General features: G+C 34.2%; 14 protein-coding genes. 9 read left to right on the forward strand and 5 right to left on the reverse strand.

From position 1 onward, the window contains the following. Positions 1 to 20: 20 nt before the first annotated feature. The 3 genes from KI430_RS02005 to KI430_RS02015 all read right to left on the reverse strand — a co-directional run bounded on the left by KI430_RS02005 (position 21) and on the right by KI430_RS02015 (position 3,393). Positions 21 to 740 carry a hypothetical protein gene (locus KI430_RS02005; RefSeq protein WP_248876615.1) on the reverse strand — a complete coding sequence of 240 codons (720 nt, stop codon included), beginning with the start codon at positions 738 to 740 and terminating at the stop codon, positions 21 to 23. A gap of 127 nt (positions 741 to 867) precedes the next feature. Further along, a complete protein-coding gene (locus tag KI430_RS02010) occupies positions 868 to 1,605 on the reverse strand; it encodes a hypothetical protein (protein WP_248876616.1) in 738 nt (245 codons plus the stop codon). A 24-nt stretch (positions 1,606 to 1,629) separates the two neighbouring features. Beyond that, positions 1,630 to 3,393 (reverse strand): hypothetical protein, encoded by a 1,764-nt coding sequence (locus KI430_RS02015; protein ID WP_248876617.1) that lies wholly within the window; start codon positions 3,391 to 3,393, stop codon positions 1,630 to 1,632. 260 nt (positions 3,394 to 3,653) lie between these two features. On the opposite strand from KI430_RS02015, the gene KI430_RS02020 reads away from it, so the two are divergent. Beyond that, complete coding sequence (locus KI430_RS02020; protein WP_248876618.1) at positions 3,654 to 4,232, forward strand: Crp/Fnr family transcriptional regulator; 579 nt, start codon at positions 3,654 to 3,656, stop codon at positions 4,230 to 4,232. A gap of 138 nt (positions 4,233 to 4,370) precedes the next feature. Here KI430_RS02020 and KI430_RS02025 read toward each other — a convergent pair whose 3' ends face one another. Together KI430_RS02025 and KI430_RS02030 are read right to left on the reverse strand one after the other, a co-directional pair. Then, on the reverse strand, positions 4,371 to 5,339 hold the full coding sequence (locus tag KI430_RS02025; protein ID WP_248876619.1) for a helix-turn-helix domain-containing protein: 969 nt from the start codon (positions 5,337 to 5,339) through the stop codon (positions 4,371 to 4,373). 67 nt (positions 5,340 to 5,406) lie between these two features. Then, a complete protein-coding gene (locus KI430_RS02030; protein ID WP_248876620.1) occupies positions 5,407 to 5,850 on the reverse strand; it encodes a nuclear transport factor 2 family protein in 444 nt (147 codons plus the stop codon). A gap of 294 nt (positions 5,851 to 6,144) precedes the next feature. Between KI430_RS02030 and KI430_RS02035 the strand changes: the two genes are divergently transcribed. From KI430_RS02035 to KI430_RS02070, 8 genes are all read left to right on the forward strand, one after another. Continuing rightward, a complete protein-coding gene (locus tag KI430_RS02035; RefSeq protein WP_248876621.1) occupies positions 6,145 to 7,002 on the forward strand; it encodes an SDR family oxidoreductase in 858 nt (285 codons plus the stop codon). Between the two features lie 309 nt (positions 7,003 to 7,311). Further along, positions 7,312 to 8,319: a VOC family protein gene (locus tag KI430_RS02040; RefSeq protein WP_248876622.1), complete on the forward strand. Its 1,008-nt coding sequence runs from the start codon at positions 7,312 to 7,314 to the stop codon at positions 8,317 to 8,319. 188 nt (positions 8,320 to 8,507) lie between these two features. Further along, a complete protein-coding gene (locus KI430_RS02045; RefSeq protein ID WP_248876623.1) occupies positions 8,508 to 8,951 on the forward strand; it encodes a nuclear transport factor 2 family protein in 444 nt (147 codons plus the stop codon). Between the two features lie 64 nt (positions 8,952 to 9,015). After that, positions 9,016 to 9,648, forward strand: a complete 633-nt coding sequence (locus KI430_RS02050; RefSeq protein ID WP_248876624.1) for a nitroreductase family protein — start codon at positions 9,016 to 9,018, stop codon at positions 9,646 to 9,648. Between the two features lie 302 nt (positions 9,649 to 9,950). Further along, a complete protein-coding gene (locus KI430_RS02055) occupies positions 9,951 to 10,466 on the forward strand; it encodes an RNA polymerase sigma factor (protein WP_248876625.1) in 516 nt (171 codons plus the stop codon). 74 nt (positions 10,467 to 10,540) lie between these two features. Beyond that, positions 10,541 to 11,806, forward strand: a complete 1,266-nt coding sequence (locus KI430_RS02060; RefSeq protein WP_248876626.1) for a histidine-type phosphatase — start codon at positions 10,541 to 10,543, stop codon at positions 11,804 to 11,806. An 87-nt stretch (positions 11,807 to 11,893) separates the two neighbouring features. Further along, positions 11,894 to 12,721 (forward strand): FecR family protein, encoded by an 828-nt coding sequence (locus tag KI430_RS02065; protein ID WP_248876627.1) that lies wholly within the window; start codon positions 11,894 to 11,896, stop codon positions 12,719 to 12,721. 79 nt (positions 12,722 to 12,800) lie between these two features. Continuing rightward, complete coding sequence (locus KI430_RS02070; RefSeq protein ID WP_248876628.1) at positions 12,801 to 15,788, forward strand: SusC/RagA family TonB-linked outer membrane protein; 2,988 nt, start codon at positions 12,801 to 12,803, stop codon at positions 15,786 to 15,788. Position 15,789: the final 1 nt, after the last annotated feature.

Consider the following 15,789-nt stretch of genomic DNA (forward strand, 5'->3'; position numbering starts at 1 on the left):
ATTTTTTCATAGTTTTTGTTTTATTCAATTTTTATAAAATCACTGTTTAAAGCTTGATTCAATTGGTATCTATTGTCAGTCTTGCTTTTTATTAGCTTCAAACCTTTTTCGTTTTTAATGAATTTCAAACCCGTAAAATCAAAATAGTTACCATAAGCTCTTGTGAAAAAATGAAAAGCCGAATATGGGATTTTATTAAGATCAAAGTAAAAACTTTCACCTCTTTCACCAGTGATAATTAATTGGTTGTTTGCAGGTTTTTCAATAATTAAATAATGAAAGAGAAAGAAATTGTCATTTTTTGTTTCAATTAATTTTGGTTCTTCCAATTTCTTTCTTTCGAGTATTTTTAAGGATTTTAATTGATTGTTTATTATGGTAAAAGCTTTATAATCTTCAATTTCCGCAATATTATCAAAGTAGATTTTGACTTGATTATCATTTAATTGTTCATCAATCGGGTAGATGTAAGAGAATTTGTTTTTAAGAATTTCTTCATCTGTTAAATTAAGGATTGTGAAAGATCCGTTATCAGGCATTTCAGAATAGAAAATTACCGTGTCTTTTTCAATTTTGAATTGACCTTTGGATTCTATGTCATAGCCAACATCGTCACCTGGCTTCATCAGATATTCTTCGGAATAAGTATAGGTAGAATCTGAATAATTGAGTTTGATTTCTGTGATTGTGTTCTTGTCTTTGCTTTTGTAATGTTCGATTTTGCTAAATATTGTTTTCAAATGATCTGTTGAGCTTTTTAATTCGGATTTTGATAATAATGCGGTGAAAGATAATGTCCCAATAAAGATGAGCACAAGAACTAAAATACTTAATAAAATCAATTTTTTTTTCATCTCAGGAGTTTGTTTATTTATATTCTTTTCCGTTGTACTTCAAAAATTTGGTGCTGTTTTTTGTAGTTACTTTTTCTTGGCAATCTTCTTTGTTTTGAAAACTTTTGGTGTGTTGTATTTTGCTCTTGATGATGAGATTGTTGAAACTGTTTGTTTTATTTTTATCTATATCAACTACTCCGTCAATATCAGTAAATTCTCCGGAACATCTTGTATCCCATTCTCCGCTGGATCTTGAGATTTGATAATTGTTAAGAACTTTTTTCAAAATATTATTCTGAGCCAAAAACAGTGATAAATCTGTGTAGGAATAAGGGTTGGGATTACTGCTTCCTCTGTAGCTCACACGGATTCCAAATGCCCGATTTTTGTCATTCAGCTGATAGAGACCTGTATCTATTCCGATATCTGTAAGAACCATTGCATCAGAAGTCCACGCACTTTCTTCAACATATTTGTTGATAATTTTTCCGGTAGCATTGTCTGCAACTATGATGTAAGCATCGAGCTCAAAAAATTCGTGACCATATTCATCGGTTTCATTCACCCTGTATTTTGGAATAACCAAAACACTTTGCGAGGTTTTGTTGGGAAGAACTTTCGCTCCGTACAATTCTTCATGAATGTCTTTTTTATTAATGTTCAGCTGTTTCAGAACTTTCATTAATAGAACATCATTCTGCCCGGTTTGAGCATAGAAATTTGCAAAGAAAAGCATCAGTAATAAGAAGGTAAATCGTTTTTTCATCATCAATTATTAATTTTAAAATTCAAATCAAAACATATGCCCATCAACTTCCAACGAATAGATTTCATAAGTTTCTATGTTGGGAAGAGTTGTCAGCTTTTTCACGCCTTCTTTTTTGCTGGATTTGGGTAAATCTTTGTTGTCTTCGGAATTGTCATAAATCGAAATATATTTTCCGGTACTCAGATTATAATCTATGCTTGAATAATAAGAAGCGTCACCTGTTCTGCTTTCTGCACCAATTAAATAAAAACCACCGTTCTGAAATCTGTATTTGTGCACAGAACCACCCCGAATATATTCGTGATTGATAATCAACAAACCTTTCTTTATTTCCAAACCGGAGAAAAAAGTATTGTTCATATTTTCACCAACAACAGCGCCCTTGCTTTCTGCAGCCAATTGATAATTACCGTCATTTTGTTTTAATAAAATCCTGAGTGTTCTCACAGTATTATTCTCCTGCTTCAAGAGTTTTTCAGATTGGTAAACCATTACCAAATCTTCCAGGCCGTCTTTGTTGAGGTCGCCTGTTGTAATGGTATCAGATTTTTGTCCTTTTGGTAAGAAATCTTTCCAGTTTTTGGATCGAAGTGTTTTGTAATTGGTTTTGTCTGCAGGTGTATTTTCCTTTTTAGATTTTGCAAGATTATAATTCTCAAATTGTTTTTCAGCAATGGGTTTATACGCTCTCAGTTCTTTTAGATATTGATTGTAAACAACTTCTGACAGGGAATTTGTTAATTCAGATTCATCAGGTTTGTAATATATGAATTTTCGTTTGATTGTACTTCCCGAACCGTCAGAAAAGATGGATGTTTGGCTGGTCCAGTTTTTATTCTCGTCGTAGGTATATTTGTAATTGATGATGTAGGTTTTCTCATTTTCCGCATCGCTGGTTTCTTTTATACAATCACCATTTTCATTGTAGGTATAAAGTTTTCTCTGTAAAAAATTATTAGGTAATTGATTGAAATAACCGTAATGATCGCTTTTCAGTTTTCCATCTGTGTTGTAAACGTAGCGATGACCAAAATCTGAAATTTCTGAAGCTCCGTAGATATAGCGTTCTTCAATCATTCTGTCATTCTCAAAACGGTGCCAATAGCCTTTTCCGGCATCATAAACATCGTTCCCATGGTATTGAAAAGTTACTCTGTTTTTTGGATTTCCTTTTTCTACAAATTCAAAAACGACATCGTGGTCGTATCTGTCGGAAGTGTATTCTTTACTTTTTTTAATAATTCCTGATGACAGTTTTCTGTCCCAGTCAAAAGGAACAAATCCTGCGGGAATATCAAATTGATCCAAATTTATTTTCTCCTCCGTTTTCACAAGATAGATTTCGCCATCAGTAAACCAACGGACTTTCTCTAAATTTGATGTATAATCGTGGATGAAATAATAATCCCATTTTCCGGATTTCAAAGTACCACTCAGGAGCATTTTTCCGGTTTTGTTTTTATCCTCAATCTCGATACTTGTTTCTCTGGAATTATCCGTTCCATACCATTTTGTAAAGGTTGGTTTTGTATCTGATTTATTGAGATAAAAATAGTCTGTGTTTGAATTATAAGGCGAGATTTCTTTTAATTTTCGTTGGTTTTTATCGTATTCGAAAATAGTAACCAGTTTTTGTTTTTTGTCACTGTCATTTTGTTTTTCCAAAGTCAGTGTTTTTACAGAACCTTTGAAATTAAGTTCCTGATCAAAAGCCTGACCTTGTACAAAGCCTGATAAAACGGATGCTACAACAAATACTGTTTTTAAGAATCGTTTGTGTTTTTTCATAAGATAATTTCAAGATTTGGGTTTCTGAAGTCTGTTAATTTTTTAGTTATTTAAATCTAGTCATTCTATTTTTAATTGGAAATAAAAGATATTCATTAAAATTTAATTCAAATATTTTTCATATTAAAATGAATAATAACAACAGTTAGTTTAATTAAGCTTCGATTATAAAATCTGGGCTTATTCTCTAAAATTTCAATGAGCTTTTCTATTATAATTCCAATAAATTATAATTAAATTTGCTCTATAACCATTAGTAAATGTTCGAGATTTTCCTAAAATACCTTACCGACAAAATAGAACTTTCCGATCCGGAAATGCAATTAATAGAATCTGTCTGCAAAACCAAAAAACTCCGCAAGAAACAATTTCTTTTTCAGGAAGGAGAAGTTTGGCATTATAACGCATTTATTTGCAGAGGCTTGGTAAAAACATTTTCTATTGCTGAAAACGGAACAGAACACATCATCAACTTCGCTCCCGAAAATTATTGGACTGGCGACCGTGAAAGTTTAATTAATGGAACCCCTTCTCGTTTGAATATTGATGCTATCGAACCTACAGAATTGATTTTAATAGAAAAAGCAGATTTTGAAAAGCTCTGCGCAGAAATACCTCAACTGAATCAAATGGTCAATCAGATTATCCAGAAAAGCTTTATTGTTTCACAGGATAGAATTTTGGCTACTATCAGTTTTACGGCAGAAGAAAAATATCAGAGTTTCCTCAATAAATATCCTGATATTGTCAATCGTATTCCTCAACATATGATTGCTTCTTATATTGGAATTACTCCCGAAACTCTTACCAGACTGCGTAGGAATAGGGTTAAGAAATAGAACCCTTGACATTTGTCTGTTTTATTTTGAAGCTTTTGTCAATGGAAAAGAATTCGATATTGTTACATCATTACCTTTAAAAATAACAATAAAAAAAATATTTGTTTTTGAAGACGGACTTAATTATGATGTTTTCAATTACTCTTTTGTTCCTCTAAACTGACTTGGTGAAATCCGCAACCGCTTTTTAAAAAATGTACTAAAATGCGATGGCCCTTCAAAACCTAGACTGTATGCAATGTCAGAAATCGCCCACGAGCTGTGTTTAAGCATAATCTTAGCCTCACGAAGTATCCGGTCTGAAATAAGGTCTGAAGTGGTTTTTTGGGTAACTTCCTTCACCGACTTATTGAGATGATTGACGTGTAAAGCCATTTGCGCAGCAAATTCGGATGCAGTTCGTAAACGTAATCCGTTGAGGGTGTTGCGAATTGGAAATTGATTTTCCAGAAGCTCTAAAAAAAGTGTTGTAATCCTGTTTGCGGCTGTATTTTTTTCTACCATTAAATGAGGAGATGGTCGCATTTTCAGAGCCGAATGAATCAATTGTAAAATATTGTTCCGGATAACATCATCCTTAAATTCGAAATCTGAATTCTTTTCACTCATAATCTCAGTGAAAATTTTTGTCAGGGTATTTTTTTCTGACTCTTCCAATTCAAAAACGGGATATCCATCTGGCTGAAAAACAGGATACTTTTTTAAATGTCCAAATTCATTGAAAAACGATTCGGTAAAAATGCAGCTGAATCCCTCTTGCTTTTTTTCTAAAGGCTCCCAGCTGTAAGGGATGAGAGGATTGGCAAATAAAAGTCCGTTTTGAAGAATTTCGAAACTCTTATCGGCATAGTGAATTTTACTCTTTCCTGTAACCAAACAAATTTTAAAATAATCTTTCCGTCCGTATGTGATTGTATTGGCGTATTCCGGAGAAAGCACTTCAATTTTAAAAACATTAAAATGTCCCTCTTCTCTGCTTAAGTCAGGGGTTTTAATGAAATTATACTTCGCATAATATTCTTCTAATGTTTCTGGTTTTGTCATTTTTAAAAGCATCAACCTTTTCAGTAAATATTTTACAGTAACAAAACTAATAATTTTTCCCATACAGATATTTTAAGGAGAAAAAGATAAATAGTCCGAAATAGGATTCGGACTATTTACTGGGATTAATTTAATCTTGTACAAATTCACTCAAAGGAGCATCGATGGCTTCCAGAGCAACCATAGGATTCCAGAAATCTACATACTTTAAAATATTGCCTTCTGTATCGGTGGTTACCACAGAAATATATTTCTGATTATAAGGCTTACCTGTAGATATTGCATTTCCCTCACTTGTAAATTCTGCAATTACCAGCGTAGGGTCTTCTGTAGCGTGGAAATGAAGATTTTGAAACTCTACTTTAAAATGTTTAGGAAAATTTTTCATATACTCAAATAATTCTTGTTTTCCTTTTACTTTTTTAGGAAAATCTTTCGGACCATAGGGAAACTCCAGTTCGCCATCATTATCAAACAGCTCTACCCATTTTTCGATTTGGCCGGTAGATAAAAATTCAAGATGATTTTTAAATGCATTTTGCGCTGCAACTTTAATTTGTTCTTTAGTTTTCATTTTAAAATAATTTTAAGATTAAATAATGTTAACCTGATTCTCAGGTAAATTTTCTATGACAAAATTAGTTTGCAGTGGTAAAGGGATGTTTTAAAAAATCAAAGCATTCCTTTAAAAAATCAATCATTATTGGCTTTTTCAATTTGTAATGTATCGAATAGTGAAACCTCAGCTATTCAAGCCTTTCATTTCATTGACATTTGTTTGCTTTTTTTTCAAGCTTTTGTCAATGGAAAGAGGCCTTATCTTGTAACATCTTTGCCTTATTAAAATAACAATTAAAAATAAGACAAAATGAACAAAACAGTTTTTATCACAGGAACAAGCACAGGATTTGGAAAATTAACAGCAATCACTTTAGCAAAAGCAGGATACACCGTAATTGCAGGAATGCGCGGCGTGTCAGGAAAGAATGAAGCCGTAGCTAAAGAATTGGGAGCACTGCCTAATTTAGAAGTCGTTGAAATCGATGTAATCGACGATGTCTCAGTAACCAATGCTTTTGAAAAAGTACTTCAGAAATACGGTAAAATTGATGTGCTAGTCAATAACGCCGCTGTTTCAGGTTTCGGATTGTTGGAAGCTTATAGCCTGGACAGAATCCGCCAAATGTTTGAAGTGAATTTCTATGGAGTTATCCGGACTTATCAGGCTGTATTGCCTTCTATGAGGGAGAATAAGAGCGGTCTGATTATCAACATCACTTCCGGAGCAAGCGCTCATACCTCTCCTTTTATGATTCCCTATTTTGCATCGAAATTCGGTGTTGAAAGCATTACAGAAGGTTTGCAGGACGAATTGAAACAATTCAATATCGACAACGTTTCCATCCAGCCCGGAGTTTATCCCACAGAAATGAATACGGGCGAAAAAGCAGGAGTTAATGCCGATAAACCAGAAATTGCGACACTTTACGATCCCGTTGCGACAGAACAATTCAATACGATTGGTGCAGCATTATTCGGTAAAATGAAAGAATTTAATATGAATCCTCAAACCATTGCAGACGGAATTTTGGAACTAATTCAGATGAAAGAAGGTTCTCGTCCGTTACGTTTTCCGTTGGACGCTGTTGCGCAGGGAACAGATTTGGAATTCATCAATGCCAGAGCCGAATTGAAAGCAAAATGGTTGGCAAAATATAGCGAATAATTAGAGTTTTTAAATCATAACTAATAAGGTTGGAATATTTCGTTCCAGCCTTTTTTGATTTTTTATTTGGAGCTATTTCCCGCTTTCGCTATTCGCTTTTTCAGGTTTAGGCTCGGCGGCGAAGCCGCCGAGCCTAAACCTGAAAAAGAGCTCAAACATACCGCTCAATCTGGGCTAGGATGAAAGTTTGGTATTCAAATCATCATTTTCATTGACATTTGTTTGCTTTTTTTTCAAGCTTTTGTCAATGGAAGAAGGCTTCTGAATGTTGGAAATTTGCTTCATAAATAATAACAAAAAATGATCACAATGAGCAATTTAAAAAAACAAATCAAAGCCAACGCAACAGCAGTAGCAAGTGCACTTTTATTATCAGCAGCAGTTTCAAACACTTCAGCACAGGAAAAAACTGGAATTATTGGAATTGATCACGTTGGAATCAACGTTCCGAATACGAAACAGGCGGTGAATTTCTTTACAGACGTTTTGGGATTTTCAGCAGTTACAACTTTAGGTCCGATTCCTTTGGATGACGCTTGGAAAAAGAACAATCATATGAATGCGAAAACCGGTCCCGTAACCATCAAAATGGTAAAAGCAGGAACAGGAGCCAACATCGAATTATTCGAATATCAAGACAACAAAGGAAATTCTCAACAACCAGGAGGAGACGATATAGGAGCAAGCCACATTGCTTTTTATACCAATGACATCAGCAAAAGTGTAACGTATCTTAAAAGCAAAGGCGTTCAATTTTTAGGAGAACCGTTTTTGATGCCGTCTGGAGATACAGAAGGAGAAACTTGGGTGTATTTCGTAACACCGTGGGGTTCTAAAATGGAATTGGTTTCTTATCCAAACGGAAAAGGTTATGAAAAGAAAAATCCGGCAACAATTTTATGGTCACCTAAAAATGTTGTAAAAAATCAAACCGAAAAATCAGATTCTAAACCACTTTCTGAAGCAGAAATTAAATCTTTAGTAGAAGGACATTTAGCAATCTGGAACGAGAGAGATCTTAAAAAACGTGAAAAATTAATGTCAAAAATCTATGCTGATGATATTGAAATGGTGGACAGTCATTTTATCGCAGTTGGTCACAAAGAAATCAATGGTTTTGTGGATGGATTGCAGCAGAAAAGTCCAAATTCTAAGTTTTCCCATATCAAAGCAATAGACGTTAATCACAACATTGCAAGACTCTACTGGCAAAACGGAACTCCCGAAAAACCAGATGCTGTAACAGGAATGGATTTATTCGTTTTCGAAAACGGTAAAGCTGTGAAACTATATGTTTTTGTAGATAACAAAAATTAAATCCTCTTAAATTTTTAATTTCAATTTTACAGACTGTCATTTTGAGCGAAACGAAATGAAGTCGAAAAATCTCAAATTATTAAAAGATTCTTCATTCCATAATGCTACGCAAAATTCCATTCAGAATGACAAAAAGAACTTTTGAAAAAATTAATCAAACTTAATCTTTAACATTTAAAATAAATATTATGAAAGCATCAGTAATCAATCAAAATTCAGCCAACGAAACATTAATCCGTGAATTGTACAGAATCGCAGAAGAACAGGATACACAAGGTTTTGTAGATCTTTTTGCAGAAGACGGCTATTTCTGGGACGTATCCGCAGGAAAAAAGTATTATGGACAAGACATCGGGAAAACGGTGGATGTTTATGCAACAGCTTTTCCGGATATGCACAGGGAATTGTATGATCTTTACGTATTGGAAAATGAGAACACAGTAGTAGTAGAATTATCTTTAAACGGAACTCATAAAGGCCCGCTTGAGTTACCTTCCGGAACTATTCCTGCGACAAATAAAACCATACAAACCCCTTGTTGTGATGTTTTCAAAATCGAGAATGGAAAAATAAAATCATTTCATTGTTACACGGCTGCAACGATACTTTTAAGTCAATTGGGCATCTTCTAAATACTTTAAAATTATCAAGGCAAGTGATACCTCATCATTTGCCTTGATGTTAAAATCAAATCAAATGAAAAATATCATAGAATTACTGAAATGGAGATATGCCACAAAAAAAATGACAGGCGAGAAAATCTCTTCAGAAAAAATCAATAACATATTGGAAGTGGCTCATTTGGCACCTTCCGGAGTTGGATTACAGCCTTACGAAATCATCGTTATCAGCAATCCCAAAATTAAAAAGAAAATATTACCGATAGCAATGAATCAGCCTCAAATAGTAGAGTCATCGCATCTTTTAGTTTTCGCTGTTTGGGACGAATATTCCAAAGAAAGAATTGATAACGTATTCGATTATATTACAGAAAAACGCAGTGTAGATTCTGCTCATTATGATAAACAAAGAGCATTTTCAAAACAGTTTTTCGGAAATATGAGCATCGAAGAAAACTTTCATCACGCAGCAAAACAGGCGAACATCGCGCTGGGTTTGGCTATTATTGCGGCGGCTTCCGAAGGAATAGATTCGACACCAATGGAAGGTTTTGACCCGTTTGGACTTGATGAATTTTTGCAACTTTCATCCAAAGGTTTACGAAGTTCAATGCTGTTGGCTTTAGGCTACAGAGACACAAAAAACGACTGGAATCTTAATCAGAAAAAAGTACGCAAACCATTTGAGGAGTTTGTGACTTTTCTTTAGTCATTGATTTTAAAATAATTATAACAAAAGCTTACTGTAATTCAGTAAGCTTTTGCTGTTGTAATCACATTTTATTGTTATTCTGCTTTAGACATTGCAATCCAAGATGTCCAGAAATTAACATGATGTATTTTGAGTATAAATACAGATTATTGAATATATTTTATTTCTGAATCATAAAATGGAGATTTATATCTAATTATTTAACTGTAATTATTTGTTTTTTAATGTTTTAAGTTAAGTTAGTCAGATTCCTTTTTTTTGATATATTTGAAACCAGACCTTAAAACCATATTTCCATTTTGGAATCTCAATTTGAAAAACTATATTCTGATTATAAACATCAGGTCTTCTTTTTCGTGAAAAAATATGTTCACGGACAGGATGATATTGAGGATATCGTTCAGGATATTTTTGTTCATTTATGGAAACATAAGGATTCTTTAGAGAAAAATAAAGAAGCAATTGTTTTTAAAACTGCTAAACAAGAGATTGCCAATTTTTACAGAAAGAATAAACTGTCTTTTTCAGATTTCAAAGAAGAATCTCATCTCAGCATTGTGAAAGAAGAATATGATGAAGAGCAATTCAAATCTTATTCTGAACAAGCAGAAAAATTACTTAAATTAATTCCTGAAAAAAGTAAATCTTTTTTTCTCAAACATAAAATTGACGGACTAAGCTATTCCGAAATTGCAAAAGAAAATAGTATTTCCAAAAATGCTGTGGCTAAGCACGTTAATAAGGTGCTTCATATTCTAAAAACAAATATTCACTTATTTTTTCTGTTATTGATTTTCATTAAAAAAATTTTTTAAGGTTGACGATTTCAATAGGTCTGCGTAATTAAATTATAAGACAGAAATCAATCTGAAACTAAAATAAGTTTATAATGAAGAAATCATTTTCAATTCTGCTAATTGCAGTTTCCTTTTTTTATCAAGGACAAACTACCAAAGAAGAAATCCTCTCAAATTTAAATCAAACCGGCGGTGTTTACTACGCTTATCCAACTCCGACAAAAAAACTGACTGCTGTTCCATCCGGATATCAGCCATTTTACATCAGTCATTACGGAAGACACGGCTCAAGATGGCTTATCAATGATAAAGATTTTTCCGGTGTGATGGACATTCTGAAAAAAGCTAATGAGAATAATGCCTTGACAGAAAACGGAAAATCAGCGTTACAACGATTGGAGAAAATTTGGGAAATTGCTGAGGGTCATAATGGCGATTTGACGGAATTAGGAGGATTGCAGCATAAACAGATTTCTCAAAGAATGTTCAAGAACAATCCGCAGGCTTTTGGAAATAATGCGATTGTGACAGCCAAATCAACGGTTGTTCCAAGATGCATCATCAGTATGGCGTATTTTACAAACGAATTAACAGCGAACAATCCAAAACTGAACATCATTATAGAATCTTCCGATAAGTATATGAAGTACTTGAACCATCATACCAAAGAATCCATCGATTTCAAAAGCCAAGATAGTTTTTGGCAGGAAGAAAAGAGAAAATTCAAGCAAGATGGGCTTCGTTTGGACAGATTTATCAAAAACCTGTTTAACAATGACGATTACATCTACAAAAATGTAAACCCTGAAAAAGTGGTGGAGTCATTCTATTGGATAGCCAGCGATATGCAGAATCTTGAAACTGATATTTCATTCTATGATTTGTTCACAAAAGATGAAATATTCAATATCTATCAGGCTATCAATTATCAATTTTATGTCAATGATGCAGCGTCGCCATTGAGCAAAGGATTGGTGAAGAATAATGCCATTCCGTTGGTGAAAAATATTTTGGAAGAGGCAGAAGACTATATTAAAAACAATAAAAAAGGAGCGTCTCTCAGATTCGGTCACGATGGGAATATTGCGCCATTGCTTGCTCTTTGGGATGTTGAAAATATGGGTGCGGAAGAAATCAATCCACGAGAAGTTTACAAAGTCTGGAATGCCTATGAAGTTGCTCCAATGGCCGCGAATCTTCAAATGATTTTTTACAGGAATAAGAAAAATGATGTTTTGGTAAAATTCCTTCATAACGAAAATGAAGTTCACATTCCCATCAAAACCAATAGTTTTCCTTACTATCAATGGAATGATGTGAAAGTTTATCTTGAGAATTTGACAAGTTTTCAGAAATAATTTGAGTTAAATTTTTAAGATAGAATAATTTTTAAAAAAATTTTGATTCAAAGGTTGACGATTTAAAATTCCTGCGTAATACTAAATATGAATCACACAGAAGACGAAAATTTTAAAAGAAACTGGGAAGAAGTTGCCGAAGAAAATCAGCAAATGGACTCGCAAACTGATGAACGAATCCGAGCGGGAATTCAACGGAAGATAAAATCCGGGAACAAGTTCAAAAAATTATATTGGGTTGCTGCAGCTGCAGTAATCACAGGATTTGGCGTTCTTTTATATACGCCTCCTTCGCCAGCTTCTGTGGAGAAAACTCAGTCTCAATATTATTCCAGTACAGATTTCACCAAACAGATAAGCCTTCCTGATGGAAGTAAGATTGTTTTGGAACCTCACAGTACGCTTGAACTGGCAAAGGATTTTGGGAAAGCTGACAGGAAAATCACCTTTACAGGAAAGGCAACTTTTGATATTGCAAAAGATAAGACCAAGCCTTTTAGAATCAATGCTAAAGATTTTACAGTACAGGTTTTAGGAACTAAATTCTTCCTGGATCAAACGAGCGGAAAAGAAAAAGTAGAGCTTTTTGAAGGAAAAGTGAAGGTGGATCATCAAGGAAAAATCACCTATCTGCTTCCAAACGAATCTTGGAACAAAAACGTAGAAGAGAAAGCTCAAACATATGTGGTCGCCAATGTGAAAAGAAATTTCTCTTTCGAAGATGAAAATTTTGAAAATATCATCCAAGAGTTGGAAGTGGTTTATAATGTTAAAATCGATTATCCACAGGAATATTCCAAAAAGAAAATCAAAGGTTCATTCTCGGGCGATATGAACGAGGTCTTGTTCGCCATCTGTTATCCATTCAATCTTAAAGCTGAAAAAAAATCTGATAATCAATTACAATTAAAATAAAAAAGCACCGATAATGACGGTTATCGATGCAATAAATGATTCGACTCGCTAAAGTATAATCAAATTAATCCCCAAATTTATGAAAAAAACAGTAATGTCTGTAATCTTATTGGTTGCCACAGGTCTTCCAATCGCTTACGGACAAGCCGGACAAACACCGCCGGTTGCTATGAAAAAAGAGAATCGGGTGTCCATTATCAAAGTTTTTGATAAGCTCAGCAAATCTTCCAAGATTCCGTTTCTCTATTCTAGCACAGACTTCAAAGATGTTTTTGTGAATGATAGCGCTATCAATTATTCATCTTTGGAATCATCATTAAAATATCTCAAAAAATTCTATCCGATAGAATATGAAATAAAAAATAATACGGTTGTTCTTAGGAAAACCAATGTCAAATTAATTTCCCAATCAGAAAATTTTCCCATTCCCAAAGACACTATTTCGGTGCAGGAGAAGAAGATTGATGAGGTGGTGATTATCGGTTATGGTAAAGTTAAAAAGTCCGATGCTACAGGTTCTCTCACGACCGTGAAAATCGATAGTGAGAATGACGGAAGTCCGGTTTCGGCACAGGAAGCTTTGACGGGAAAAGCGGCTGGCGTTAATATTATTTCTCCTGGTGGAGCACCAGGTGCTGGTTCAACTATCAGAATCAGAGGTGGTTCTTCTTTGTCTGCCAGTAATGATCCATTGATTGTTATCGACGGGATTGCGATTGATAATTCCTCAACATCAGGTTCAAGCAATATTTTGGGGATGATTAATCCAAACGATATCGAAACTTACACGGTTCTGAAAGATGCTTCTTCAACAGCAATCTACGGTTCCAGAGCTTCGAATGGTGTGATTATCATCACAACTAAAAAAGGCAGTAAAAAAACAAGATTCCAATATTCTTCCAATACAAAAGTGAGTTACAATCCTAAAATGTTGGACGTTTTGAGTGGCGATGAATATAGAAGTTTTATTAAGGATTATTACGCTGGAAACAATACTATAATCAATGGTCTTGGAACGGGAAATACCGATTGGCAAAAAGAGATCTACAGAACTTCTGTCAGTAATGACCAGAACTTCAGTATGACCGGAGCTGTAAAAGATATTCCTTATCGTTTATCTTTAGGATATACAGATCAGCAAGGGATTATCAGGAAAAATTCTTATGAGAGAATGAATGCGAGTTTGGCAATTAACCCTTCATTTTTTGATAAGCATTTGAACATTAATCTTAATTATAAACCAAGTATTGAGAATAATGATTTCATTTCCAATCCGGCAAGTTCGGCTGTGGGATTTGACCCGACTCGTCCGGTTTACGACAATTCTTCTCAATATGGTTTAGGTTATTTTATATGGAAAGATGCGTCTGGAAAACCGATTACAATCGCAAGTGCCAATCCTATTTCTGTCCTTAATCTAAGAAAAGATGAGTCAAAAGTTGTACGTCATATTGGGAACATTCAGTTGGATTATAAAATTCACGGTTTTGAAGATTTGAAATTGAATGCCAATGCAGGTTTTGATATTTTGAAAAGTAACGGCGATATCTTCGTTCCGGATAATGCGCCTTTGGCCTGGACTTCTATTGGAAACGATGGACAAGGTTTGATTGAGAATTATACTCAGAAGAAAAATAATACCCAGTTGGACTTATATGCGAATTATACCAAAACACTTTCCGATCATAAAATTGATGTGATGGGAGGTTATTCCTGGCAAAAATTCTGGCAAAGTTATGATGATAATCAAACCAATGTTTCTGGAAATAAAGTCTATCAGAATATCATTTCGAAGTCAGAATATTATCTGGTTTCATTTTATGGGCGTTTGAATTATACTTTCAAAGACCGTTATCTTTTCACGGCAACACTTAGAAACGACGGTTCTTCGCGGTTTTCAAAAGATAATCATTGGGGACTTTTCCCGTCGGCAGCATTTGCCTGGAAAATCAATGAAGAAAGTTTTCTGAAAGACAGTAGTTTTTTCTCTGATCTGAAATTAAGATTAAGTTATGGAAAAACCGGTCAGCAGGATATTGGTGGAGATTATGAATGGATGCAGACTTATACCTTTAGTCAGTCCAATGCTTTGTATCAATTGGGAAACCAGTATTATCAGACCATTCGACCAAACGGTTATGACCCGAATCTGAAGTGGGAAACAACTTCTACTTATAACGTGGGTTTGGATTTCGGAATTCTTAAGAACAGAGTTTCCGGTTCTATCGAAGTTTATAAGAGAACAACAGATGATTTGTTGAATAAAATTTCAGTAGCGGCGGGTTCCAATCTTACCAATATGATTTTTACGAATATCGGTTCAATGGAAAATAAAGGTGTTGAAGTCTCATTGAATACAATTCCAATCAAAACAACCGATTGGCAATGGTCTTTGGATGTAAATATTACATTCAACGAATCAAAAATTACTAAACTAACACTTGTAGATAGTCCAAATTACGGTGTGAACATCGGGAATGTTTCCGGTTCAACAGCAGGAACAATTCAGACACATTCTGTTGGATATTCTCCATATACTTTTTATTTGTATCAGCAGGAATATGATGAAGCAGGAAAACCGATTGAAGGAAAATACAAAGGCGGACTAGTAAAAGATAAAAACCCAATGCCAAAATCTTTCCTTGGAATCTCTTCCAAGTTGAGTTATAAGAATTGGTATTTAGGCTTCAATGGTCACGCTAATTTTGGGAACTATGTTTATAACAACGTGAAATCCAAAGATTATAAGACCAAAGCGACCTTAGGAAACGGAACTTATTCCAATCTTTTGAGTTATACAGCGGAACAAGGTTTTGATAATTTGCAGCTTTACTCAGATTTCTTCCTTGAAAAAGCTTCTTTTTTCAGAATGGACAATATCACGCTAGGACATAATTTCAAGAATATCAGCGACAAGTTCGATTTAGGTGTAAATCTCTCCGTTCAAAATGTTTTTGTCATTACCAAATACAGCGGACTTGACCCCGAAGTTTATCTGGGAATTGATAATAATATGTATTCCAGACCACGTTCTTTCTTGTTTGGACTTAATGTTAACTTTAAATAAT

The sequence above is a fragment of the Epilithonimonas zeae genome (genome assembly GCF_023278365.1).
Classification (GTDB): Bacteria; Bacteroidota; Bacteroidia; order Flavobacteriales; family Weeksellaceae; genus Epilithonimonas; species Epilithonimonas zeae_A.

What these genes read in the sequence shown, in the direction of transcription:
- KI430_RS02020 (WP_248876618.1), top strand. Translation starts at nt 3,654, where the DNA reads ATGTTCGAGATTTTCCTAAAATACCTTACCGACAAAATAGAACTTTCC.
- KI430_RS02050 (WP_248876624.1), top strand. Translation starts at nt 9,016, where the DNA reads ATGAAAAATATCATAGAATTACTGAAATGGAGATATGCCACAAAAAAA.
- KI430_RS02035 (WP_248876621.1), top strand. Translation starts at nt 6,145, where the DNA reads ATGAACAAAACAGTTTTTATCACAGGAACAAGCACAGGATTTGGAAAA.
- KI430_RS02045 (WP_248876623.1), top strand. Translation starts at nt 8,508, where the DNA reads ATGAAAGCATCAGTAATCAATCAAAATTCAGCCAACGAAACATTAATC.
- KI430_RS02010 (WP_248876616.1), bottom strand. Translation starts at nt 1,605, where the DNA reads ATGATGAAAAAACGATTTACCTTCTTATTACTGATGCTTTTCTTTGCA.
- KI430_RS02070 (WP_248876628.1), top strand. Translation starts at nt 12,801, where the DNA reads ATGAAAAAAACAGTAATGTCTGTAATCTTATTGGTTGCCACAGGTCTT.
- KI430_RS02025 (WP_248876619.1), bottom strand. Translation starts at nt 5,339, where the DNA reads ATGGGAAAAATTATTAGTTTTGTTACTGTAAAATATTTACTGAAAAGG.
- KI430_RS02015 (WP_248876617.1), bottom strand. Translation starts at nt 3,393, where the DNA reads ATGAAAAAACACAAACGATTCTTAAAAACAGTATTTGTTGTAGCATCC.
- KI430_RS02065 (WP_248876627.1), top strand. Translation starts at nt 11,894, where the DNA reads ATGAATCACACAGAAGACGAAAATTTTAAAAGAAACTGGGAAGAAGTT.
- KI430_RS02030 (WP_248876620.1), bottom strand. Translation starts at nt 5,850, where the DNA reads ATGAAAACTAAAGAACAAATTAAAGTTGCAGCGCAAAATGCATTTAAA.
- KI430_RS02040 (WP_248876622.1), top strand. Translation starts at nt 7,312, where the DNA reads ATGAGCAATTTAAAAAAACAAATCAAAGCCAACGCAACAGCAGTAGCA.
- KI430_RS02060 (WP_248876626.1), top strand. Translation starts at nt 10,541, where the DNA reads ATGAAGAAATCATTTTCAATTCTGCTAATTGCAGTTTCCTTTTTTTAT.